A 21,937-nucleotide genomic window follows, 5' to 3' on the forward strand; every position below is an offset into this window, starting at 1 on the left:
CAGGCTTTGTACCGGCCATGAGGCCAGTCAAAAACGCCCTCAAACTGTCGAGATCAGCCCAGGGTTCCTGCAAATCGATCCGGCCACCGTTCACGTTGAAAAACCTCCGTCAGGAAGTCGATGAACACTCTTGTCTTGGAGGGCAACAGGGTGCGGTTTGCATAATAGATCGAAATCGGGCCCGCATCGGCATACCACGCCGGGATCAATCGGATCAGTTCGCCGCTCTCCAGATAGCGAAGAGCATCCGCCTTGGCGATCATCGCGACACCAAGGCCGAGACGGGCGGCGGATCGCATTGCGGCGGGATCGTTGACGACGATCTTCTCTTTCAAGGCCGCAGGCTGCTCATCTCCAGCAAGATTGCGCATCTGCCGCTGGTGAATTCGACCCGTCCGCATCGAGCGCATGACAATACCGTCGAGTTCGCGCAAGCCTGATGGATCATGAGGCGGAACACGATCGCCCATATATCCCGGTGATGCCACGGGGATAATATGAGCAGGCGCCAATGGCCTGGCGATGACACCAGGCGTCAACTCGAAACCCCCGCCGATCGCAGCATCATAGCCCTCGGCGATCAGATCGACCTGTCTGTTTTCGAACATCCATTCCGGCCGGATCATCGGATATCGCTGCATGAACTCCGGCAATAGCGGAAGGATATAGCCTATGCCGAGTGTCGGGCTCATGCTGAGTTTCAGCACGCCGGATGGTTCGGACTGTTCGTTTGATGCCTCGGAGATCGCTCCCTGCAGGCTGTCCAGGTGGTCTCGGATTGAGTGCAGAAAACGCTCGCCTGCTTCCGTGAGCGTCAGGCTTCGGGTGCTTCGTTGAAACAGCCTGAGTTTCAGGTTGCCTTCAAGTGCTGCGACATTGCGGCTGACCGCCGCTGGCGTCAGGCCGAGCCGTCGTGCCGCCGAGGAGAAGCTCCCAAGCTCGGCGCTGCGCACGAAGGATTCCAGGTTTGCAAGCGTCTCCATGCCGTCACTTTCAATGAATGCTTGAAATTGATAACAGGCAATTCCGTCTAATCACAAGCGAATAAGAAGGCGATATTCGCTCCATCGAAACCAAACATGGAGTTATCGCAATGACCATCGGTATCATTGGCGCCGGCAAGATCGGCTCCGCCTTCGCCCGAGCCCTTGCCCGCAACGGCATCTCCGCCACGATCTCGAACAGTCGCGGCCCTGATACATTGCAGGATCTTACCGAGGAACTGTCGCCGCACATTACGGCGGGGACGATCGAAGAGGCGGCGAAAGCCGACCTCGTCCTTGTCGCCGTCCCTTGGTCGAAGCTTCCCAAGGCATTGGTGGATCTTCCCGACTGGGCGGGCCGCATCGTGATCGACGCCAACAATCCGATCGAAGGACCGCTGTTCAAACCGGCCGAGCTGAACGGTCGCTTGTCGACAGAAGTCTTCGCAAGCCTGGTGCCCGGTGCTCGCGTCGTCAAGGCATTCAACCATCTTCTGGCGCATCTGGTTTCAGCCGATCCCCACGCCGAGGGCGGGAGCCGCGTGCTCTTCTATTCCGGCGACGATGCCCAATCGAAGGCCGAAGTGGGGGCGCTGATCTCCAAGCTGGGCTTTGCCGGCATCGATCTCGGGCCGATTTCAATTGGCGGCAAGCTCGCCCAATTCCCCGGCGGGCCGTTGCCTGTCCTCAACCTCGTCAAATTCGGATGAACAGCGATCGGCCGGATCAATCCGGCCGATCTGCTCGAACTAGGCACGGCGCAGATTATTCCCTATATGGAATGAATGAGGATCACTGTGCTGAAAAATGGATAGTGCGGGACTGTCTCTGGACAGAATGCGCACCTTTGTTCGCGTCGCCGAACGCGGCAACCTGTCGATGGTCGCAAGAGAGCTGGGTGTCGGTCAATCCACCGTGACGCGGCACCTCAATGACCTTGAGGAGGCTGTCGGCGTCCCGCTTCTCAGTCGAACCACGCGTCGGGTCACCCTCACCGACGAAGGTAGCCGCTATTATGCGAACTGCCTTCAGATATTACGCTTGGTCGAACAGGCTGCCGAAGAAGCGCGAGATGCCCGTCGGGCCCCCGCGGGCGCTGTTCGGCTTTCTTGTACGGCAGCGCTCGGCGTGATGCACATCACGCGCCTGATCTTCGATTTCCAGGACAGGCATCCTGATATCCGGGTCGATCTCAACCTGACGGACGAGCGGATCGACCTGGTTCGCGAAGGCGTTGACGTCGCACTCCGTCTTGGGCCTCTCGCAGACAGCGCGATGAAACTTCACGCGCTCGGAGAAAGCCATCGGCTGCTGGTGGGCGCTCCGACCTATTTGTCCGTCCATGGACGGCCAGAGCGCCCAGCCGATCTGTCACGCTTCGAAACCGTCGTGATGTCCAATGTGGCGGGGAGCGATCAGCTCGTTCTTTCCTCTCCCGATGGCGCAAGCCTGATGATCCCGGTCAGCGGGAAGCTGCGCGTCGATCACGGGCTTGCGGCGCGCGAAGCCTTCGCCGCCGGACGCGGCATTGGTCCTGCACATCTCTGGTTGGTTCACGATCTTCTGGACGACGGCCAGCTCGAGGTCTTGCTTGGCAACTATCGTCCTTTACCGGTTCCGGTGAGCTTGCTGATCGTTCCAGAGCGTGCAGCCATTGCCCGCGTTCGGCTTCTCGTCGACTTTCTTGTCGCCGAGGTTTCGAAATTGCCGGGAATCCGGCCATCGTAAGTCTTTGTTCAAAGTCCGAAAGACCGCTTATCGCCACGCCACCCTGTCGTCCTGAGATACTGTTCCCAGTTGAGCGTCTCGGGGTTCAGGCGACGGCTCCAATCGAGGTCGTGCTCCTTGCCGAAATAGCCATAGTCGACAGCATATTCGACCATCCCCAGAAGCTCTCGAACGAGAAGTTCGTTGGCGGCAAACTCCGGAAAATAGTGCAGCAGGCCATCCCGGGTGAAAGCGTTTCGATACTCGGTCTTGAGCCCGGTCACGCGCTGAAAGGTTTCGACCATCTCGCCCGGAGAGATGATGTCGCCAAGGATCGGCAGCGTTTTGCCGTTGTAACGCTCGGGATTTGAGAAAATTTCGAGGACGACCGGCCCGGTCGCCGTCAGCGGATCGACAAAAGGCGCTCGGAAATCTTCAGGAAGATAAACCGGCAACAGGAGCGTATCGCCCTCCATGCGCGGCACATAATATTCGAGAAGATTCGTGTAAAAGAATGCCAGCATGACGAAGGAATGAGAGACCGGCAGGCCGCGAATATAGTCTGCAACGCGCGCTTTGTCGGTAAAATGCGGCGCATACTTCGTGCCCCTGGTGATCTTGTCGACGTTCTCAAGTGTGCTGAAAACAATATGCCCGACGCCGGCCTCAACGGCGGCATCCGCCAGTTGCCGGCCGAGAGGGGCCTCGATGGTCTCCGGCGGGGCGATCGGCGGCGTCATCAGAAATGCGCCATCCGCGCCTTTGAAGGCTGCGACGAGGTCCTTTTGACGGCCAAGTTCGAGAGGGACGGCTACGATTTCAGCGCCGCGTTCCTCCAGACGTAAGGCCTCAGGCGAATCCTTTTTCCGGGTTAAAGCACGCACCCGGAAACGTTGGCTCTGAAGGAGTGTCGCGGCGACGCTGCGCCCCTGTTTGCTCGTTGCACCGGCAATCGCGATAAGTGGCTTTTCATGTGCGGACATAGAGCTTTAGACCTTTCCCTGTCATTGACGCTGACTGCGGTGCCAGGCGTCATTTTGCGCGAGAGCGGTCGGCCGGTGCCGAGAGCCCACCTCAATTGCGTGCACCCTATCTCACCAGGTTCTGCGGCTGTAGATATCTGAAATACATAACATAATGCCATTTTATGGATAAATGGCACCGGCCGGGCGCGGATACAAATCGGTTCGCCATCCCGGATCAGAACGTCGAAACCCGCGCCGGGATGACCGGAAGCGCCGAAAGCCATCCCTGGACTCTGCCGACATCCAGGATCGCGACGGCGCAAGTGTCGTCCTTGAAACCATTCTCAAACGCTGGCCCTGGCTCAGACATCTCTTCGCCGATGGCGGCTACGGAGGACCAAAGCTGAGAGGGCTTTGCAAAAGGTCGCAAAGTTCACCCTGCGGATCGTCCAGCGAACCGATAAGGCCAAGGGTTTCGAACTGCTGCTTCGTCGCTGGGTCGTGGAGCGAATTTTCACATGGCTTGGCGAATGACGGCATTGGCCAAGAATTGGGAAAAATCAGTCGCGTCGGCCGAAGCCTGGATCGTTATCGCGCGTATTCGCATCCTCACCCGACGCCTGGCAAGATACTACATTCATTGAATTCTTTTCGACTCGGCCTGTCAGGCTCCTTCGAGGATGTACTAATCCTTCTTAAGTACTATTGAATATGGTTAATATTATGTTAGTCTTAAAGAGATCCAGGGAAATTAGTACGGTTTTAAGGCGGAAATTCGAAACATGAAGCTTTCGCAGATAATATCGCCGGCTATGCCTGAATATAGGTTGAGAGGCTGTTCTCGCCTAAATCAAACAATACTATGCATGGTATTTGCAGCAATTGTTCCATTGACGTCAGCAGCGGAAGAGTTACCTGCGTCCACGGGAGCGGTCTCGGTTCCGACATCTGGTGAGACTTCGGCCCGGCAGCCTCAACTGTTGCGTGACGTTCTTCGCTCAGGCGATAAATTGAATCTCGCATTTTACGAAAGCTTGGCCTCCGTAGAAGATCGCTGGACGGGCTCACAGGGCTCGGTTCCCTGGAACTTTTACCAGCGCCCCGAGCTCACTGGCGAATACGTCGTTGAAGCGGACGGAACGATTTCGCTTCCGCTTTTGGGACGCTTCCGGGTTCGAGGGCTTCCTCCGGCGGATGTGGAGGCGACAATTCTTCCTTCCTACGAAAGTTTGGTCGGCAGAAAGGGGTTCGTGAATATTGTCAAGATTGAGCACCAGCCTGTTTATATTACCGGCCCGGTTCGTAATCCTGGCTCGTTTCGATATGTTGATGGCATGACTGTTCTGCATGCCGTTGCGCAAGCGGGTGGCATGACGGCGAGGAGTCTTGAGCCATGGCAGAGTGTGGAAATTACACGCCAGATCGAGCGGTTGAAGGCTGAGTTGGTCGATCTGAAGCGGCTTGCGTCGCGAACCGAGGTGCTCAGGGCCAAGCGCGATTCCGTGCAAATTGCCAGCATTGGCGCACCTGTTCTTGGTCCCGATCCCGATGCTCAACGGTTGCTGGATGATGAGACATGGCAGCGCCAATTGGTAACGACGAGCAAGGATGCGCAGAGCAGTGCTTACGCAAAATCTGTTGCCAATGCTCAGGCCGACCTCGATCTGCGGCAGGCGCGCGTCGGCAATTATGATGCCACCATTCGGGTCCGTCAGGATCGGCTGGCAAGTATCGAGAAGTTGGCCAAAAACAAACTTGTCACGAGCATTGAGTTGACCCGGGCACAAAGCGAACTGACCGAGTCGGAAGATCGAAAGCAGCAAGCCGTCATCGATGTCGAGAGCGCAAAGCAACGGCTGGCGGCAGCGAAACAGGACGTTGAGCGCGATGGTATCGAACGCAAGATCGAGATCGAAAAGTCGGCAGCGGATGCCGAAAGAGGCCTATCCACGGCGTTGAAGGCGACCGAGAGCGATCTTGAAATCTTCCGGTCGATGGTCTCGTCGAATGATAGCGCCGGTGTTGAATTTGAAATCGTTCGGCCTGGACCGAATGGTGTCATCGTCGAACCTGCGACCGAAGAAACGGTCTTACAGCCCGGCGATCTGATCAAAGTACATTGAGACTTAGCCACCATACTCTTCCAGGAGAGTTCAGTCCTCCTCTCGGCCAAAGAGCTCAGGGGCATCGTCGATTGCGATTTGTCACGCGGTCCAAAACGCCAAGGAGAGCTTATGTCTACAATTGAAGCGCAACAATCCTCGCATTCTTCGATGCCGGTCCAAGGTCCGATGTTCAATTTGCCAAGGACTTCACTCGTCATTCCAACCTTGAACGAAGCGGAAAACATCAAGCTTCTCCTGCCCCGCATACCGACATGGGTGCATGAAATCATCATCGTCGATGGGCGATCGACAGACGGAACGCCGGATATAGCGCGAAGCATGCGCGACGATGTCAAGATCGTACTTCAGCCCAAGAAGGGCAAAGGTATCGCATTGCGGACGGGCTTCGAAGCCGCATCTGGTGATATGATCGTGATGCTTGATGCTGACGGGTCGATGGATCCCTACGAAATCATCTTGTTCGTCGCGGCTCTTGTTGCAGGTGCGGATTTCGTCAAGGGTTCGCGCTTTATGCAGGGTGGCGGCACCAGCGACATGACGGTCATCCGCCGTTTCGGCAATCTGGGCCTGACCCTCCTTGTCCGGATGCTCTATGGCAGCTCTTTTAGCGATCTGTGCTACGGCTACATGGGCTTTTGGAGACGGCATGTTCCCTTGCTGCGTGCCGATTGCGACGGCTTCGAAATTGAGACGCTGATCAATTTGCGGGCCCTGAAGAACAAGCTCAAAATCATGGAAGTCGCAAGCTTTGAATCGGAGCGCGTCTTCGGCGTTAGCAATCTGCGTGCCCTTCCGGATGGCTGGCGCGTGCTGAAGACGATCTTCCGAGAACGCGTCAGTACGCCGACGGGCGTCCAAGTCCTCGAGCAGGGCATTTCCTGAGGTCTGGATTTAATTGGCGAGGCCGCATGATGCGCATTTTGATGCTCAGCGCGAGATACCTGCCTTTTGCCGGAGGGACGGAAACCCATGTAAGCGAGGTCGCAACCCGGCTCGTGCGCAAGGGGCATACGGTGACGGTATTGACGGGCAATCCCGACGGCCTTCTTCCGGCAGCGGAAACCCGAGACGGCGTGCAGATTGTCAGGCTGAAGACGTTTCCCAGTGGGCGGGATTGGTGCTTCGCCCCCGGCGTCTTCAAGGCGGTCGCCGAAGGCGATTGGGACCTGATGCATGTTCAGGGCTACCACACCTTCTTGGCACCGCTCGGAATGATGGCCGCCGCATCGCGGAAGGGGCTTCCTTTCGTGGTCACCTTTCACAGCGGTGGCCATTCGTCACGATTTCGGTCCTCGATCCGGCGCTTCCAACATAGAATGCTTGCGCCTCTGGCTGCCAGGGCAGCGCAACTCATTGGCGTGTCGCGATTCGAAGCGGATCTATTCAGCCGGAATATGGCAATCGCGAGAGACCGGTTCATCGTTATCCCCAATGGCGCGCGGCTGCCGGAAAAGTCCGCGCGGCGACCGGCTTCACCTCACGACAGGCGGCTGATTGTCTCGCTCGGCAGGCTGGAGCGCTATAAAGGTCATCATCGGGCGCTTGCTGCATTTAATGTGCTGGCAACGAAATTCCCTGATATGCGCCTTCGGATCCTAGGAGAAGGGCCCTATGAGGCGAAGCTGCGTCAGCAGGTGGCCGAGCTGGGGCTCGGCAACCGTGTCGAGATCGGGGCAATTCCGCCGACCGACCGGTCCGCAATGGCCGATCTTTTGTCTTCGGCCGCTCTTGTCGTGCTCCTCAGCGATTATGAAGCTCATCCCGTGGCGGTTATGGAGGCGCTTTCGGTCAAGGCTCCCGTACTGACCACCGACACATCCGGCTTTCGGGAGCTGGCTGAGGAGGGCCTCGTGCGATCCATTCCGCTCAACGCTTCGCCAGACTTCACCGCGCGTGAAATGCTGGCCGCCATGGACGCGGGTCCGATCTCCATTGAGACGAGGTTGCCGGACTGGGACGATTGCACGGACCGGCTGCTGATGGTGTACAGGCGCATACTTTCGCATCCGCAGCCTGAACTGCGAACCGGTCCAGCACTGCTTGGAGATTTGAAGCACGATGACCGTTGTTGAGGGGCGGACTTCTCCAGACCAGCAGAAGGCCTACCTGGGCAGAGCTTATCGTCATGGCTATACAGGAAGGGTTTCCATTCCACGCATCGATCTGTGGATCGCCGCATTTCTGGGCCTGCGCAGGCGGGACAGCGCGGTTGGGGGTGTTGCCGATCCATCGTCGTTGGGGATGTCGCCGGTCTTTGCCTTCCTGTGCAGCTGCGCCCTTATTGTGATCGCTCTTGCTGCAAATGCCAGTCGCCTGGGAGAGGGCTGGGCGGTTCCCATGTTCTATACCGCCATCGCCGCGATCTTTCTCCCCGCAGCGGCGCGAATCATCCATCCGGGAGCCAGCCGCCTGGAGCGCTTGGCGCTCATAGTGATCGTGACCTCAGCCTTCTTCGTGGTACGCATCATCCGCGCACCCGTCGCCTTCATAGACCATGACGAATTCCTGCACTGGGCGACGGTGAACGACATACTGGGGGCGGGGCGACTGTTCCTGCCCAATCCCCTTCTGCCGGTCAGCCCCCTCTATCCCGGGCTCGAGCTCATAACGTCCGCCTTGGTCAACCTGTCCGGACTGTCCGTCTTCGCGGCGGGCCTCATCGTGTTGGCGACGGCACGGATGATGCTGATGCTCGCGCTATTCCTGCTCTTTGAGAAGATCACGGATTCGGCACGGATCGCCTCCATCGCCTGCCTGATCTACATGGGCTCGTCCACGTTTTTGCTGTTCGACGTGCATTACTCCTATGAAAGCCTGGCGATCCCCATGCTTGCGGCGGTGCTGTTGGTTTCGGAAAGTCGACGCATGGCGCGGGGCGACACGGCAGGCTGGCCGATGGTCGTCGCCACCATGGTCCTGATCGTCGCGCTCGCGGTGACTCATCATCTCACCTCCTATTTTTGCACGGCCCTTTTGTGCGGCACGGCGGTGATGGAATGCCTGAGGCAGGGCGCGTCCGCTATGCAAAGGCGGCAGGCGATCCTGCTGGCCTCGATCGCCGTGATTGCTCCGATCGCCTGGTCGAAGATCGTCGGGAACCCCACCGGCAGCTACATCCTTCCCGTACTGGAAGGCGGCATACGCGAGGTAGCGCAATTCGTATCGAGTTCGACCACGACGCGTAAGCTTTTCGTGTCGGACACGGGAGTCTTGGCGCCTGCTTGGCAACGTAACCTGACGATGGCGGGCGTCGCGCTGATCTGCCTGGGCCTTCTTACCGGCTTTCTCCGCTCGCTCGTTTTCAATGGGCGGCACCGGAATGCGAGCATCCTCTGGCCGCCGACCAGATGGCGCCTATGGCGGTCAAGCCTTCTCGTCGTCCTCGTTTTGGTGACGCTGGCCTATCCCGTCAGTATCATCTTCCGCCTGACCCGCAGTGGGTGGGAGATCGGCAACCGCATCGGCTCGCTATCCTTCCTCGGCGTCGCAATTGTCGTCGCGGTGGCCGTCGCGGCGTTCTGGCAAGGCACGTCGCGCGGCTGGCTGCGCGCGACGGCGCTTGCCGCGGCCGCAACGACGGTGCTGATTGCTGGCGTCATCAGCTCCGAGGGACCACGTATCCTCGTTCCGGCCGGCTATGAAGTGTCGGCCGACTCCTCGTCGATAGAACCGATGGGGATCAGCGCCGCAAGGTGGACCAGGGAATGGCTGGGCGGCGACCAGCATTTCGCAAGCGACCGGATCAATCGCCTGCTCCTGTCTACCTACGGCCGGCAAAAGGTCTCGACCACGCTTGAGAGCGGGCAGGATACAAGCATGGCCATCACCGCAGCCGATCTCGGCCCGATGGAACGCAAGCTGCTGATCGACTCGGGAGTCGGCTTCGTCATGGTCGACCTGCGCTTGACCACCGGCCTGCCCGGCGTCGGCGTCTATTTCGACGGCGGCGCGCAAGACCGAAACTACATGGTCCCCCTCCGGGCGTCGTCGCTCCTCAAGTTCAATTCCGCGCCCGATGTCGACCGCACCTTCGACAACGGCTTCATGGTCATTTTCGATGTGGGGCGGCTCGGGCAACCACGGCAGCCCGGCGTCCCTCGCAAGCGGACCGGAGAGCCGGTGCAATCCTTGGGACGAACAGACGGAGATTTACAATGATCGATAGCCGTATCGACGCTTTCATGTGCGTCCATTCGCGGGACATCGAATATTTACTCGAAGCGTCCCTTCGCTCCTACCAGCAGCATTTCCCCGACAAGGGAAACCTAACCATGGTCACCGACAACCCGGCCGCTTTAAGAGCCTTCCTCGACGCGAAGGGTCTCGTGCCTGGCGCCGCCGTCACGGGCGACAACGACTGGCTTTCGGCCAGCGAACTGGAACTTCCCGGCTGGTTTCGGCAGCAGATCATCAAGCTGCGCGCCTTCGAATTCTGCCGGACCGACCATTTCTGTAATCTCGGTGCGGATACACTGCTGCTGCGGCCCATCGCGATGACCGATCTGATCGACCGGCGCGAACCGGTTCTCTATTATTCCAGCCACAGGCTTCCCGATCTGCACTACCGTTTCGAGAAGCAACGGTTGCGCAATGTTGCAAAGATCCTCGGCGTCGAGCCGGTCCGGTCTTTTCGCTACGTCGATTTCATCAACGATTTCTTCTGCTTCAAACGTGAATGGCTCATCGCGCTGAATGATTACATCGCGTCGAAATACGGCTCAAAACCCTACGTCGAGCTGCTCAAGGGTCTCAGCGCGTCAAAGGACCAGGCACGGTTCGGGGAATGGACGCTCTATTCCGTCTTTCTGCTCGATGTGATGCACCAGTCACCGACGATGCGCGATGCGCGCGGGGCCTATCTGACGCAGATCCATAGTCGCCTCGGCCTCACTCTGAGCCGGCTGGACAGCAAGATCGTTCATCTCGTCCAGAAATCCTTCGACCCGAACGTGATACGGCAGAAGCTCATGAAGGTGAACCCGGGCGCCGCTCAGATCATCGGCGCGACGGCATGGGCGGATGCAGGAGCCCGTCTCCGATGATGGCCCGCCGTGTCTTCTTGGCAATCCTTCCGCTGTGGGTTCTTGCCGCTGCGTTGGCCGTAACGTGGCTGCCCGAAACCTTTTCGACCTGGGAGAAGGCGGTCCGTCTGGCGCTCTGCGCACCGCTGGTACTGTATCTCCCGGGCCGTATGCTGGTGGACACCCTGCGCATAGAGGGCGATACGGTCACAAGGGGGACGCTCGCGGTTTTCCTGAGCTTCGCGGTCTGCATTTTTTTGGGGCTTCTGCTGCATGTCGCCGGGCATCTCGATGCGCGAGGCTGGGTATACGCGCTGGGCCTGACGACCATCGCCGTTTGGTGCCTGAATGACGTTTTGCCGCTCGCAAGGCCGGTTTCAGCCATTCCCTGGGCTTGGCCCGGCCGCCGTTTTTTGATCTTCGCATTTTCCATGATCTTGGCGACGAGTTCCGTCCTCATGGCGCGCCCGGTCGCGCTTGAACGCAAGCCGTTTCATTTCACAGAGCTTTGGATGGTGCCCAAATGGAACTGGACGAACAATGTGGTAACGATCGGCGTGCGCAATTCGGAAGACGCCAAGACGCTTTACAGTCTTGACCTTGTTCTGGGCGGCGCGTTGATCGGAAGGATGCCAACCTTCGAACTGGCACCTTCCTCTAGCCAAACCTTCGAATTCTCCGTACCGACAAAAACGCGCCCTCCCGCACGGCTGGAAGCCTGGCTCTTCAAGGGCGGCGACAGAGGAACGATCTACCGCAAGGTCTGGATAACCATCGACACACTCCAGTCCCCGGCACCCACCGGAATAAGCCTTCAATTCGCTGATCCGGAGATGAAAAATGGATAATTTCCAGCACCCCGTGCCCGGCAAGCTCACGACGGCAATCGTCATCTGCTGCTATTCCGACAAGCGCTGGGACATCCTCAACAAAGCAATCGAGTCGGCAGCGCGCCAAGTCCCGGCCGCGGACGAGATCGTCGTCATCGTCGATCACAATCCGGCACTCGCGCTGCGTCTGCGCGCCAAGCGCTTCGAAACCCCAGTCAGGATCGTCGAGAATATTCATCCGCCCGGCCTCTCCGGTGCCCGCAATACCGGGATTTCTGTCAGCCGCGGCGGGGTCATCCTGTTTCTCGACGACGACGCCGTGTCGGATCAAGATTTGCTGGCGACTTTGGTGCGGCAACTGGAGGATCCCTCGGTTCTGGGCGCCGTGTCCGCTATCCGCCCGTTGTGGGAAACAGACCGTCCGTCCTGGTTTCCCGACGAATTCCTGTGGACCCTCGGCTGCACCTATCGCGGCCTTCATCCGGGGCCGGTGCGCAACCTCATCGGCGCGTCCATGTGCATCCGCCGCGACGTCTTCGATCATACGGGCGGCTTCGATTCCGGCTTGGGCCGAACGGCCAAGGCTTTGCCGCTCGGATGCGAGGAAACCGAACTCTGCATCCGTGCAAGCAAGGCTCTGCCACATGGCCGTTTCGTCTTCGAGCCATCGAGCGGCAGCGATCACGTCATACCCGCCGATCGCGCGACGTGGAAATATTTCCTTCACCGATGCTGGGCCGAAGGGCTTTCAAAGGCCAGCCTATCGTTGATGGCAGGTTCCGGCGAGGCGCTGGCGTCGGAAAAGACCTATATGACGAGGACGTTGCCTCAAGGGGTTATGCGGGGGTTCGCTGATGTGCTGCTTGGGCAGCCGAGCGGCCTTCTTCGGGTTGTCGCGCTAGGCGCCGGCCTGGCGGCCACCGCGGCCGGCTTCGCTCTCGGCAGGACCCGCGCTGCCCTTACGCGACGGTTCACCTCCGTTCCTGCTCGCGCGCTCGAACCGGTGGAATAGGCATGATGACCGTCAGCGCCGCCATTGCCAAGGTCCGCAGCCTCCTGATGAATCAGGCGGTTTTGCTCCTCAATGCAGGCATGCTGGGGCTTGGAACGTTGATGACGGCCATTCTCGGCTTCGTCTACTGGTGGTTCGCGGCGCGTTCCTTCTCGGCCGAAGCTGTTGGGCTCGCCGCCGCCGCCATATCGTTGATGAATCTCCTCGCGAATCTCGGTGAAGTCGGTCTCGGGCCCTTCCTGATGGGCGAGATAGGCCGTCAGAAAAGAGCAGGCCCCTTTCTGACGGGCGCCCTCCTGGCCTCGTTCAGCGCCTCCATCGTGGTGGGGCTGATCTATCTTGCTATCGCTGCCTATACATCGACGCAGCTTGGCTCGATCGTCGGTTCCTCCGCGACCGATCTCTTCTTCGTCGCTGGGTGCGCTCTGACGGCGGTGACCCTCGTGCTGGACCAAGCCCTGGTTGGCCTTCTGCGCAGCAGCTTTCAACTGGCCCGGAATGTCGTCTTCGCCGCCAGCAAGCTTCTTCTACTGATCGCTCTCGGCTTGACACTTGGCCGGGCAAGCAGCGGACTGGCGATCTTCACCACCTGGTTTGCCGGGCAGCTTGTCTCGCTGGTCGTCGTGGCCGGGCTTCTTGTTTATGCCGGCAGGCGTGTTTTCCACCGGCCGGAGATCCACGCTTTCCGCCCGGTGCTCGGACAGGTTTTCGGCCATCACGCGCTCAGCATGGCTGTTCAGGCGCCGGCGCTGCTGCTGCCCGTCGTCGTCACGGTGATGTTGTCCGCTGAGATCAACGCCGCCTTCTATGCCGCCTGGACGGTGCTGAACGTCGCGCTTCTAGTCCCTGCGTCACTCGCCTCGGTATTGTTTGCCATCGCTGTGCGGGAGCCGGAGCTATTTCCCGCGCGCCTGCGCCTGTCGCTCGGCTTGTCGATGCTGGTCTGCGCGGCGACCGCCTTGGCGTTCCTCTTCCTGTCGCGCTTCATGCTCTGGATATTCAATCCGGCCTATGCCGTGATTGCAGGAAATGGCCTCCAGTTTCTTGGCGTTGCCGCTTTCGGAATGGCGTTGAAGTATCATTATCTGGCGGTTCAACGTGTTCGACGGCGCCTGAGTTTTGCCACGCTCGTTCTGATCGGCGGGGCGGTGCTGGAGATCGTGGCCGCCGCCGGCGGTGCGCAATTCGGGATAGCAGGCACAGCCAACTTCTGGGTCATTGCTGTTTCGCTGGAAGGCCTCCTTCTGTGCCCGGCATTGTATTGGGCCATACGGCGCACTGCGACGCCGTCCACCACCGCGCCGCCAGCGGCTGCCGGTGTCTCGACATACGGCAATTCCCTCGACGAGACAGACCAAATCGGAATTGCCTCACGGGCTTGAAAGGGAGTTTCTTCGCATGAGGCGTATTCACCGTTTCCGGAATTTCGCTGCCGGCGCTGCGGCGCTGGCGCTTTTTTGGTCTGCTCAGGTCGGATCTACGGACGCACAGTCATCTGGGCAGCAATCTTTCGTCACGACGAAAGAGGGGGGCTTCCTGCTGGACGGCAAGCCATTTCGCGTGGCCGGCGTAAACAACCATTATCTGACATTTGGCTCGTCAGGCGAAGTCACCCGCGTGTTGGACGATGCCACGGCAATGGGTGCCAATGTGGTGCGCACCTTCCTGCAACCAGTTATAGGCTCGCTGGACGGCCGGGTGCCGACGATCTGGAATTCAAAAAGCACGGCCGATTCCAGCAATCTGGGAACCAAGGGCATCTATATGATGAGTTTGGATCCGACGACCAACCGGATGGTTCCCAACGACGGACCTGACGGCCTGCAAAAGGTCGATTACCTCATCGCGGAAGCGGCGAAGCGCAAGCTTAAGCTGATCCTCGCATTCGTCGATTTCTGGGCCTACACGGGCGGTGCCCAGCAGATGAACGCCTGGTACGGGAGTTCGGACAAATACACCTTTTTTGCCGCTGATCCGCGAACCCGACGTGATTACAAGGAATGGGTTGGGCATGTTCTGTCGCGCGTCAACACGATTACTGGTGTCCGCTATTCCGATGACCCCACCATATTTGCCTGGGATCTGGCCAACGAACCTGACATCCATCCCAAACCGCTCCTTCATGACTGGGTGTCGGAAATGTCAGCCTATGTCAAATCCCTGGCACCGAAACAGCTCGTAACGACGGGCCATGGGAACATGGATCAGAAGCTGTCGGATATGAATATTCCGAGCGTCGATTTCGGCACGTGGCATGGCTACCCATCCTACGCCAAAATGAGCCATTCCGATTTCGATGCCCGCATTCGCGAATACTGCGCGATCGGGCGAAATATTGGAAAACCGGTGATCCTGGAGGAATTTGGAATTCCGCGATCCGATCCCGATCAGGCAAATGCCTATGGAACTTGGCTGAACACGATCGCCACCTCGGATTGCGGAGGCTGGGTGGTCTGGCGGCTTGTCAGCACACAGGACTCGGGCCTCTATCCCGAGGACGACTACGACAAATTCGACATCCATAACGATGGAAGCGCTGCTTGGCAGGCTCTGCGCGACGCCGCCCTCAAGCTTCAATAATCAGGGGCCACCGGAGCCATTCCGCCGTTCACCATTCGTCGTCTTGAGCGGTGGATCGGGTACGGCACCGGGTGTTGCCATTCGATTTGATGGCTGCCAACAACATGTGGCATATCGCTCGAAAGCGGAAACCGATTTCAAGAAGAAAATATGCGTGACACGAAGATCGGAAGCGCGCCTGCGAACCGGAATGGTTGCGCGTTCTTTCCTAGGGGCTTCCCATTATCCGTAACATAGCCACATATTAACAGACGAGTGATAGCAATTTCAACACGCCAGAGTATTGACCTAAATGCTTCCATATTTTCTTGCGATCTAAACTGGGTCTCTAGCTTCGCCAAATATTCGCGGTATATCCAGGATATCAGGGACAAACGGGAGATTTTCGAAGGTCAGTTGGTAATATGAATAATGCGGACGGCCTCGCTCCTAGAAGCGGTATCGTATATTGACTCATCATCGGGCTATCCCGATTCGAAAGAGGGATTCCGGCAGTGAACTCTTCACGCTTTCTCCAATCAATCGTCGAAGCCGAATCCCATGATACACGCTTGAATTTCGCCCGCGCCGCGATTTTTCAGCTTTATAGTGCTTGCCTGCCAACCGGTTCTGCGCCGGCTCAGTTTTCCGTCGAACTCACTCTATCTGAAGAAGAAGCGGTCACCCTTGTCGTGCGGCCGTTCGTCAATAAGGTCGAAGCACTTGGCGGGCTTGTGAAATCCCTGTTTTCGACAAACGCGGAGACCGTACTGCGAGCTCTGCCATGCAGGGTGGAGGATAAGGTTGGATCCGGCATTGGATTGATACTTTTCGTCGACGATGAGCCGATGATTACCATCGGATCTCTTGCAGATAATAACGGACTGTTTATTCGCCAAATCGAGTCCGCATCCGGGAATACTTCCGAGGTTGCCACAATCGGGACGCATGTAGGCCAACGACTTGCTAGTGTGGTTCCTATTCCGACTGGATATCTCCATCTGCGTAAGCCGAAATAACCGTAGCTTGGCCGACAATCGAGGTCTGCCTCGCTTTGTGTGGCGACCAAGTCGGCTGAACTGCAACATGCCTGCCCTGAGGTCGAGCGCATGCTGGCATGGCTCGGCATAAACCGGCGGCTGGCAAGGGGTTTCGAGCGCTTCTCAGCGACAAGCCTCGCCTTCATCCAGACCGCAATGATTAAGCTCATGACGAGAAGGCCGGCCCGCTACCCGCTGTCTTGAACGGACTCTGAGCAATCAAGGGATTAGCAGGATACTGCCCGCCGAGCGTCCGGATTCCATCTCTCCGTGCGCCTTGGCAACATCGGCCAACCGATATTCGGCACCGATCTGCGAAACGATCCCTATCTCCATCGCTCGGACTGCAGCGAGAGCAGCCTCGCGATACTGTCCGATGTCAGCGCACCAGGCCATGATGCTCGGATGGCAGAGCGCCTTGCCCGGGCGAAGTTCCTCGACAGGCACCGGTGGAATAGCACCGGCGGCCTGACCGATGGTGACAGCCATGCCGAATGGCCGGACCGAGCGTATGCTTTTGAGAAGCGTGTCGCCGCCGATCCCGTCATAGGCGACGTCAACGCCAAGCCCGTTCGTGAGCCGTTTCACGTCCGCGACGATATCGGCGCCTCGTCCAACAATAAGGTGATCGGCCCCATAAGATGCGGCGAGTGCGGCCTTTTCGGAAGAGCCGACCGTCCCGATCACGGTGGCATCGAGCGATCTGGCCCAACGCACGAGGATGCTCCCCAGCCCACCCGCGGCCGCATGGATCAGAACCTGAGTGCCTGCACCCACATTATAGGTCTTTTTCAACAGCATATACGCGGTCATGTCTTTGAGCAGCGAACTCGCTGCCGTTTTTGCTGAAACGGCATCCGGAAGTTTGATCGCCCGTTCAGCGGCAATATTCCTCGTGGAGCGATAGGCGCCAATCGGAAGCCCTGCATAGGCAACGCGGTCACCTTTTTGGAACACGGAGACGCCAGGACCGACATCCTCGACGATGCCCGCCGCCTCGGCGCCGATCACCGCGGGGTAGGAGGGCATCGGGTAGATGCCTTTTCGATGATAGACGTCGAGAAAGTTGGTTCCGATCGCCTGATGACGGATCGTTATCTCGCCATCACCAGGAGGCTCACAACGGTGATGCTCAACGCGGAACTGGGTGATGTCACCAGGGGCGTTCAGCCATATGATTTGGTCAGTCATCTCTCGTGCTCCTTCATGGGCACAAATTAAGCGATGGCATGATGTGTGAAAATTCCCTATTGCTTCACAATGATTGGGAGAAAATTCACAAATATCGACTGGGACGACCTTCGGCATTTCCTGGCGCTCGCGCAGTCGGGAACGTTGCTTGGTGCCGCAAAGCTGCTCGGCGTCGAACACGCCACGATCAGTCGGCGGGTTTCGTCGCTTGAAGCCAGCCTGGGTCGCAAGCTCGTAGACCGCCGCGGACGGCGCATCATGTTAACCGCGGACGGAGAGCAGGTTGCCAAGCACGCAGCTCTTGTCGCGGCGCAAACTGCGGCAATCGAGCAGCTCGGTCGCAGCAGCGCCACGGAATTGCGTGGCCATGTGAGGATCAGCGCGCCTCCCGCTCTCTCAAGCGTGCTCCTGGCAAAGCCGATCGCGGCCGTCAGGCGAGACCATCCCGGTGTTCAGATCACGCTCGTCGGAGAAAAGCGCCTCGCGTCCCTGAACAGACGAGAGGCGGATATCGCCGTACGAATGTCGCGTCCCGAGGACGGCGATTACTCCATCGTCAAGCTCGGCGAGACAAGCTTCCATCTCTACGCATCAAAGACCTATCTCGAAACGGTTCCACCGTCGGACTGGACCTTCATCGGTTACGACGAAACCATGAACGCCTCGCCGCAACAGCTGCGGCTGATCGAACTGGCCGCCGGCCGGCCGATCGCTGTGAGGTCATCTGTTCTGGAGTTTCAGGCCGCAACCGCAAGCCTTGGCGCAGGTGTCGTCATGCTCCCCGATTTCGCCGTCCTGGAGTCCAGCGGTCTCCAGCGCATTGAGAACGAACAGGCTTTGACAAGAGAGGTCTGGCTGGTTGTCCATTCGGACATCAAAGACGTCCCCTCCGTCCGCGTCGTCGTCGATGCGCTGAAAAACGCTCTCGGGAAGTAGTGTGTTCAGTCCGGAAGCAACGGTGTTGTCAGCGATCAATGGTCTGCGCGAAAGGGTCGTCTAGCAGGCAGCGAAAGAGCTTCCGCTGCCGATGATCCAAAGTCCGCTTCAGGCCCGAAAAGCCGAAGTTCGCTGCGCTCACCGAGCTTCCCTCGACAATTCATTCCAATTGGAGGATTGGATGGCTTTGAAAGTGCTGTACCGTTTCGTCAAGCTGCACCCACTTATGTTTCGAGTGTTCGAAGACTGATAGGGCAGGTGGTGCGAAGGCCGGGTCGGCAAGGGAACCTACCGCCACCCCGATCCAGGACGGCGAAGCATCGGCCTTCCAATAGACGGTCGAGCCGCAAGTTGGGCAAAAATGCATTCGGACCTTGCGACCGCTCTCGGCAGTGCGAATGAATTCTGTAGACGTTCCAGATATTTCGACACAGCCAATCGAGTAGAAGGCATTTGCGCTGAACGGTGCACCCGTTCTGCGCTGGCAAGCCAAACAGTGACACAGCGCAGTCAATTGTGGTGGTTCGCTGAGCATCAGTCTCAGAGCGCCGCAGGCGCATTGGGCATTGGCCATGGAAACTCCTCCCGCTTGCACGGTGAAATTACGTTGAATGAGGGGTGAAGCGCAGGCCCGAACCGCAAATGGTTAGGATGGGCGATGCGAAGGGGCTGAGACCCGATATGATTTCAGGCTCACAGAAGCTCAAATGTAGATCGCGGAAATGCCGAAGTCTAGAGGAAAGCCATCTGACCGCTTCGAGCCGGAAGCGGATGCGGAGCCCTGATCGCACGGTCTCAGGTTCTGATCGGTTTTTTGCGGCAAGCTGGATTTCAAATTTCACTGGCGATCTATAGCCAAGGGCGGAGTGCAGCCGCTCGCGAGCAAGCGGTAAACAGCGAATCGATGAGCATCTCGAACGATGCTTCAATCCACTGAGCACCATCCGGGCGGTGGGTCGTCGAGCGAGTTTTTCGTTGTTAATGTACGACTTGGGAAGCTACCGACATCAATTCCTCGGAATTCGGTGCCTTGAATGTCTGGAGCCCTGCCTCCAGAACTTCAGTGAAGCTCCAGCGTACGATGCCCTCCCGGTCGATTAGGAACTGACCAACAAGCTGCCCGTGGTCGGCAGTCATCATCTGCTGATCGGCTTCCGTAATCTGATATCCTTCCTTCTCGTTGAGAAAGTCGTCCATTGCCATCACGCCCATAGGCTCGGGCAACTCGCCCGGAAGATCGATCTGTATCGCCATGACCGTGTCGATCCCGACCTCGCGTAAGCCGAAGGCTTGGTGCGAAGCCCGTACCGGGTCGGAAGCAGCAAGAAGATCGGGTATCGGATGGTACCGGAAATAGAGCCGCGCGCGTTCGACCGGGGTGTTTACCACCGCCAGGGATTGGACGCCTTTCTCACGCAGCATCGGGTTGAGATATGCCATGGCCGCGACATGGCGCCGGCAGAACGGACAATGCAGGCCTCGAAACAAACCGATCAACAATGGGCTGCGGCCACGAAAATCATCAAGTGCGATCTTCCCCTCGCGAGAGATCGCATCAAACACAAGGTTCGGGACCCGGTCGCCCGGTTGTAGTGGATGGTCGACATAGCGCGTGGACATGGACAACCTCCTCGCTCGGGGATCAGTCGAGAAAAGGCAGTGCTTCGAGGTCGAGATTGAGCGTTGCAGGGCCTGACCTCTCGTCTTACCGCACCGCCAGGATCCGATCTAAGAATGGCCCCACATTGGCCCGCGGGCAAGCGGTAAACAGCGAATCGTGAATGGAAAGAGCCCGTTTTCTGCAAACTCTGATTTTTTTAGCGGCCGTAGAGGCCGACACAGAAAATTGCGCTGGGGGACCAGCCAATTTTGCCTTCAAGCAGTGTAGGGCCGCGTAGCGGAAGTTAAGCCCGGATTTTTGACTTTTTCAACACTATCGGCGCAAAGTCTCAGGTTCTGATCGGTTCTTTGCTGTTCGGCAGGAAATCCGCCAGCCCTGCAGCCAGCGGCTTCGGCTGCGGTGAGGGGCCAGTCTTGCTGGCCCCTTATCCCTCATCCCTTATCCCTTGTCAGATATCGCTTGCAGCGCTCGACCAGAGGTCGGCCGCTTCGGCTGCCGTCATGCGCCGTACTTCGGCCTCGTGGCTGCGGCTGGCGAAGAGTTCGCTCGCCATGATCTGCTCGGCAAGATCGGCCGGAAGCGAGAGGATGACGCGGGCTTCGCCATTGTGCAGGCCGCCGAGTTCGGTGCGCTTGCCGGTCACCATGCCGCCGGCAACCGTGTTGTTGGTCTCCGGATCGATCAGGATGAAGGAGCCGGAAAGCCGGTTCTGCTCATAGGGGTCGAAGATCGCCGCTTCGTCGAAGACGAGCCGGACTTTGCCGATGGCGTTCATGTAGAGTCGCTGGGCGGCGTTCCAGGTGCCGGTCTTCAGTTCCAGCTGGCTGAGCGGCTGCACCTGAACGCGCTGGCGGCGGCTGCCGCTCTTCAGCCAGTAGCGTTTTCCGGGCTCGATACCCTCAGGCTGCAGCGCCACGATCTGTGCGTCGAAGGCAAGGCCGACCTGCGGCTGGGCGTCGATCGAGACGATCATATCGCCGCGCGCCACGTCGACCTGGCGGTCGAGCACCAGCGTGATCGCGTCACCGGCAACGGCCGCATTGCGGACGAGATCGAAGGTGACGATCTTCGAGACGTTGGCGACCATGCCGGACGGCAGGATCATGACGCTGTCGCCCGGTTTGACCGACCCGCCGGCAACCGTGCCCTGATAGCCGCGGAAACTTTCGCCGGGACGCGAGACGCGCTGCACCGAAAGGCGGAAGCCGACCGTCTGCGACGAGCGCACGGTCGCAAGCTCCAGCGTTTCCACCAGCGTCGGGCCGCTGTACCAGGGCATGGCAGCCTGGCCGGAATAGACGACGTTTTCGCCCTTCAGCGCCGACATCGGAATGGCGGTGATCTGCTTGACGCCGAGCGACAGGGCAAATTCGCGGAAGTCATGGCTGATCTTGTCGAAGCCGGCGCGGTCGTAGCCCGTCAGGTCGATCTTGTTGACCGCGAGCACGAACTGCTTGATGCCGAGCAGCGAGGCGATCGTCGCGTGACGGCGCGTCTGCTCGAGAATGCCGAAGCGCGCATCGACCAGCAGAATGGCAAGATCGGCAGTCGAGGCGCCGGTCGCCATGTTGCGGGTATATTGCTCGTGGCCGGGCGTGTCGGCGACGATGAAGGAGCGCTTGTCGGTCGAGAAATAGCGATAGGCGACATCGATGGTGATGCCCTGTTCGCGCTCGGCCTGCAGGCCGTCGAGCAGCAGCGCGAAGTCGGGCAGGCCGAGATCGTTCTGCTTGCCGGTGGAATCGCGCTGCAACGTGGCGGCCTGGTCTTCCTTGACCGCCTTGGTGTCCCAGAGCAGGCGGCCGATCAAGGTCGACTTGCCGTCATCGACGCTGCCGCAGGTAATCAGGCGCAGCGGGCGCGAGTCGCGCAGAGCTTTCTGCTGCTCGGCGGCGGGCAGGCTGACGACGGTGGCGGCCGAGACGGCGGTTTGGGCTGCGGTCATC

General features: G+C 58.9%; 19 protein-coding genes and 1 pseudogene. 14 read left to right on the plus strand and 6 right to left on the minus strand.

The window, feature by feature from the left end; translation table 11 throughout:
- Positions 1–53: 53 nt before the first annotated feature.
- Complete coding sequence (locus tag ELH03_RS04370; protein WP_130766079.1) at positions 54–983, minus strand: LysR family transcriptional regulator; 930 nt, start codon at positions 981–983, stop codon at positions 54–56.
- Between the two features lie 110 nt (positions 984–1,093).
- Here ELH03_RS04370 and ELH03_RS04375 point away from each other — a divergent pair, with 110 nt between their 5' ends.
- Together ELH03_RS04375 and ELH03_RS04380 are read left to right on the plus strand one after the other, a co-directional pair.
- The gene (locus tag ELH03_RS04375; protein WP_128411599.1) at positions 1,094–1,693 is read left to right on the plus strand and encodes an NADPH-dependent F420 reductase; all 600 of its coding nucleotides are present in this window, start codon (positions 1,094–1,096) and stop codon (positions 1,691–1,693) included.
- Between the two features lie 97 nt (positions 1,694–1,790).
- Positions 1,791–2,711 carry a LysR family transcriptional regulator gene (locus ELH03_RS04380; RefSeq protein ID WP_128411600.1) on the plus strand — a complete coding sequence of 307 codons (921 nt, stop codon included), beginning with the start codon at positions 1,791–1,793 and terminating at the stop codon, positions 2,709–2,711.
- An 8-nt stretch (positions 2,712–2,719) separates the two neighbouring features.
- On the opposite strand, the gene ELH03_RS04385 is transcribed toward ELH03_RS04380, so the two are convergent.
- A complete protein-coding gene (locus tag ELH03_RS04385) occupies positions 2,720–3,673 on the minus strand; it encodes an NmrA/HSCARG family protein (protein ID WP_128411601.1) in 954 nt (317 codons plus the stop codon).
- Positions 3,674–3,947: 274 nt separating this feature from the next.
- Between ELH03_RS04385 and ELH03_RS04390 the strand changes: the two are divergent.
- From ELH03_RS04390 to ELH03_RS04440, 11 genes and pseudogenes are all read left to right on the plus strand, one after another.
- A pseudogene (locus ELH03_RS04390) lies at positions 3,948–4,299 on the plus strand (transposase); the annotation flags it as partial.
- Positions 4,300–4,521: 222 nt separating this feature from the next.
- Entirely contained in the window at positions 4,522–5,778 is a 1,257-nt protein-coding gene (locus ELH03_RS04395; protein WP_233942061.1) for a polysaccharide biosynthesis/export family protein, read from the plus strand.
- A 168-nt stretch (positions 5,779–5,946) separates the two neighbouring features.
- Positions 5,947–6,663 (plus strand): glycosyltransferase family 2 protein, encoded by a 717-nt coding sequence (locus ELH03_RS04400; RefSeq protein WP_233942437.1) that lies wholly within the window; start codon positions 5,947–5,949, stop codon positions 6,661–6,663.
- Between the two features lie 26 nt (positions 6,664–6,689).
- Positions 6,690–7,853 carry a glycosyltransferase family 4 protein gene (locus ELH03_RS04405; RefSeq protein WP_130766080.1) on the plus strand — a complete coding sequence of 388 codons (1,164 nt, stop codon included), beginning with the start codon at positions 6,690–6,692 and terminating at the stop codon, positions 7,851–7,853.
- The gene (locus ELH03_RS04410) at positions 7,840–9,939 is read left to right on the plus strand and encodes a putative glycosyltransferase family protein (RefSeq protein ID WP_130766081.1); all 2,100 of its coding nucleotides are present in this window, start codon (positions 7,840–7,842) and stop codon (positions 9,937–9,939) included. Before ELH03_RS04405 ends, ELH03_RS04410 begins: the two co-directional genes overlap by 14 nt.
- Complete coding sequence (locus ELH03_RS04415) at positions 9,936–10,823, plus strand: DUF6492 family protein (RefSeq protein WP_130658560.1); 888 nt, start codon at positions 9,936–9,938, stop codon at positions 10,821–10,823. The genes ELH03_RS04410 and ELH03_RS04415 overlap by 4 nt, the downstream gene beginning before the upstream one ends.
- Positions 10,820–11,650 carry a hypothetical protein gene (locus tag ELH03_RS04420; RefSeq protein WP_130766082.1) on the plus strand — a complete coding sequence of 277 codons (831 nt, stop codon included), beginning with the start codon at positions 10,820–10,822 and terminating at the stop codon, positions 11,648–11,650. The genes ELH03_RS04415 and ELH03_RS04420 overlap by 4 nt, the downstream gene beginning before the upstream one ends.
- Positions 11,643–12,644, plus strand: a complete 1,002-nt coding sequence (locus ELH03_RS04425) for a glycosyltransferase family 2 protein (RefSeq protein WP_130766083.1) — start codon at positions 11,643–11,645, stop codon at positions 12,642–12,644. Before ELH03_RS04420 ends, ELH03_RS04425 begins: the two co-directional genes overlap by 8 nt.
- 2 nt (positions 12,645–12,646) lie before the next feature.
- Positions 12,647–14,026, plus strand: a complete 1,380-nt coding sequence (locus ELH03_RS04430; RefSeq protein WP_130766084.1) for a polysaccharide biosynthesis protein — start codon at positions 12,647–12,649, stop codon at positions 14,024–14,026.
- A 16-nt stretch (positions 14,027–14,042) separates the two neighbouring features.
- A complete protein-coding gene (locus ELH03_RS04435) occupies positions 14,043–15,224 on the plus strand; it encodes a glycoside hydrolase 5 family protein (RefSeq protein WP_130766085.1) in 1,182 nt (393 codons plus the stop codon).
- 494 nt (positions 15,225–15,718) lie between these two features.
- Positions 15,719–16,222, plus strand: coding sequence for a hypothetical protein (locus tag ELH03_RS04440; protein ID WP_130766086.1), 504 nt, complete (start codon positions 15,719–15,721; stop codon positions 16,220–16,222).
- A 240-nt stretch (positions 16,223–16,462) separates the two neighbouring features.
- Here ELH03_RS04440 and ELH03_RS04445 read toward each other — a convergent pair whose 3' ends face one another.
- Positions 16,463–17,434, minus strand: a complete 972-nt coding sequence (locus tag ELH03_RS04445; RefSeq protein ID WP_130766087.1) for a quinone oxidoreductase family protein — start codon at positions 17,432–17,434, stop codon at positions 16,463–16,465.
- Between the two features lie 69 nt (positions 17,435–17,503).
- Here ELH03_RS04445 and ELH03_RS04450 point away from each other — a divergent pair, with 69 nt between their 5' ends.
- A complete protein-coding gene (locus ELH03_RS04450; protein WP_197729980.1) occupies positions 17,504–18,370 on the plus strand; it encodes a LysR family transcriptional regulator in 867 nt (288 codons plus the stop codon).
- 160 nt (positions 18,371–18,530) lie between these two features.
- Here ELH03_RS04450 and ELH03_RS04455 read toward each other — a convergent pair whose 3' ends face one another.
- The 3 genes from ELH03_RS04455 to cysN all read right to left on the minus strand — a co-directional run bounded on the left by ELH03_RS04455 (position 18,531) and on the right by cysN (position 21,936).
- Positions 18,531–18,944 carry a GFA family protein gene (locus ELH03_RS04455; protein ID WP_164902130.1) on the minus strand — a complete coding sequence of 138 codons (414 nt, stop codon included), beginning with the start codon at positions 18,942–18,944 and terminating at the stop codon, positions 18,531–18,533.
- A 404-nt stretch (positions 18,945–19,348) separates the two neighbouring features.
- Positions 19,349–19,990 carry a peroxiredoxin-like family protein gene (locus ELH03_RS04460; RefSeq protein WP_128403777.1) on the minus strand — a complete coding sequence of 214 codons (642 nt, stop codon included), beginning with the start codon at positions 19,988–19,990 and terminating at the stop codon, positions 19,349–19,351.
- Between the two features lie 449 nt (positions 19,991–20,439).
- Positions 20,440–21,936, minus strand: coding sequence for a sulfate adenylyltransferase subunit CysN (gene cysN, locus ELH03_RS04465; protein ID WP_028734142.1), 1,497 nt, complete (start codon positions 21,934–21,936; stop codon positions 20,440–20,442).
- Between the last annotated feature and the right edge of the window lies 1 nt (position 21,937).

Origin of the sequence: Rhizobium beringeri (genome assembly GCF_004306515.1) — a bacterium.
GTDB classification, from domain to species: domain Bacteria; phylum Pseudomonadota; class Alphaproteobacteria; order Rhizobiales; family Rhizobiaceae; genus Rhizobium; species Rhizobium beringeri.

Coding starts and splice junctions, on each gene's coding strand:
- ELH03_RS04435 (WP_130766085.1), top strand. CDS start 14,043: ATGAGGCGTATTCACCGTTTCCGGAATTTCGCTGCCGGCGCTGCGGCG.
- ELH03_RS04420 (WP_130766082.1), top strand. CDS start 10,820: ATGATGGCCCGCCGTGTCTTCTTGGCAATCCTTCCGCTGTGGGTTCTT.
- ELH03_RS04395 (WP_233942061.1), top strand. CDS start 4,522: ATGGTATTTGCAGCAATTGTTCCATTGACGTCAGCAGCGGAAGAGTTA.
- ELH03_RS04430 (WP_130766084.1), top strand. CDS start 12,647: ATGATGACCGTCAGCGCCGCCATTGCCAAGGTCCGCAGCCTCCTGATG.
- ELH03_RS04455 (WP_164902130.1), bottom strand. CDS start 18,944: ATGGCCAATGCCCAATGCGCCTGCGGCGCTCTGAGACTGATGCTCAGC.
- ELH03_RS04370 (WP_130766079.1), bottom strand. CDS start 983: ATGGAGACGCTTGCAAACCTGGAATCCTTCGTGCGCAGCGCCGAGCTT.
- ELH03_RS04405 (WP_130766080.1), top strand. CDS start 6,690: ATGATGCGCATTTTGATGCTCAGCGCGAGATACCTGCCTTTTGCCGGA.
- ELH03_RS04385 (WP_128411601.1), bottom strand. CDS start 3,673: ATGTCCGCACATGAAAAGCCACTTATCGCGATTGCCGGTGCAACGAGC.
- ELH03_RS04460 (WP_128403777.1), bottom strand. CDS start 19,990: ATGTCCACGCGCTATGTCGACCATCCACTACAACCGGGCGACCGGGTC.
- cysN (WP_028734142.1), bottom strand. CDS start 21,936: ATGACCGCAGCCCAAACCGCCGTCTCGGCCGCCACCGTCGTCAGCCTG.
- ELH03_RS04380 (WP_128411600.1), top strand. CDS start 1,791: ATGGATAGTGCGGGACTGTCTCTGGACAGAATGCGCACCTTTGTTCGC.
- ELH03_RS04445 (WP_130766087.1), bottom strand. CDS start 17,434: ATGACTGACCAAATCATATGGCTGAACGCCCCTGGTGACATCACCCAG.
- ELH03_RS04375 (WP_128411599.1), top strand. CDS start 1,094: ATGACCATCGGTATCATTGGCGCCGGCAAGATCGGCTCCGCCTTCGCC.
- ELH03_RS04425 (WP_130766083.1), top strand. CDS start 11,643: ATGGATAATTTCCAGCACCCCGTGCCCGGCAAGCTCACGACGGCAATC.
- ELH03_RS04400 (WP_233942437.1), top strand. CDS start 5,947: ATGTTCAATTTGCCAAGGACTTCACTCGTCATTCCAACCTTGAACGAA.
- ELH03_RS04415 (WP_130658560.1), top strand. CDS start 9,936: ATGATCGATAGCCGTATCGACGCTTTCATGTGCGTCCATTCGCGGGAC.
- ELH03_RS04450 (WP_197729980.1), top strand. CDS start 17,504: ATGATTGGGAGAAAATTCACAAATATCGACTGGGACGACCTTCGGCAT.
- ELH03_RS04410 (WP_130766081.1), top strand. CDS start 7,840: ATGACCGTTGTTGAGGGGCGGACTTCTCCAGACCAGCAGAAGGCCTAC.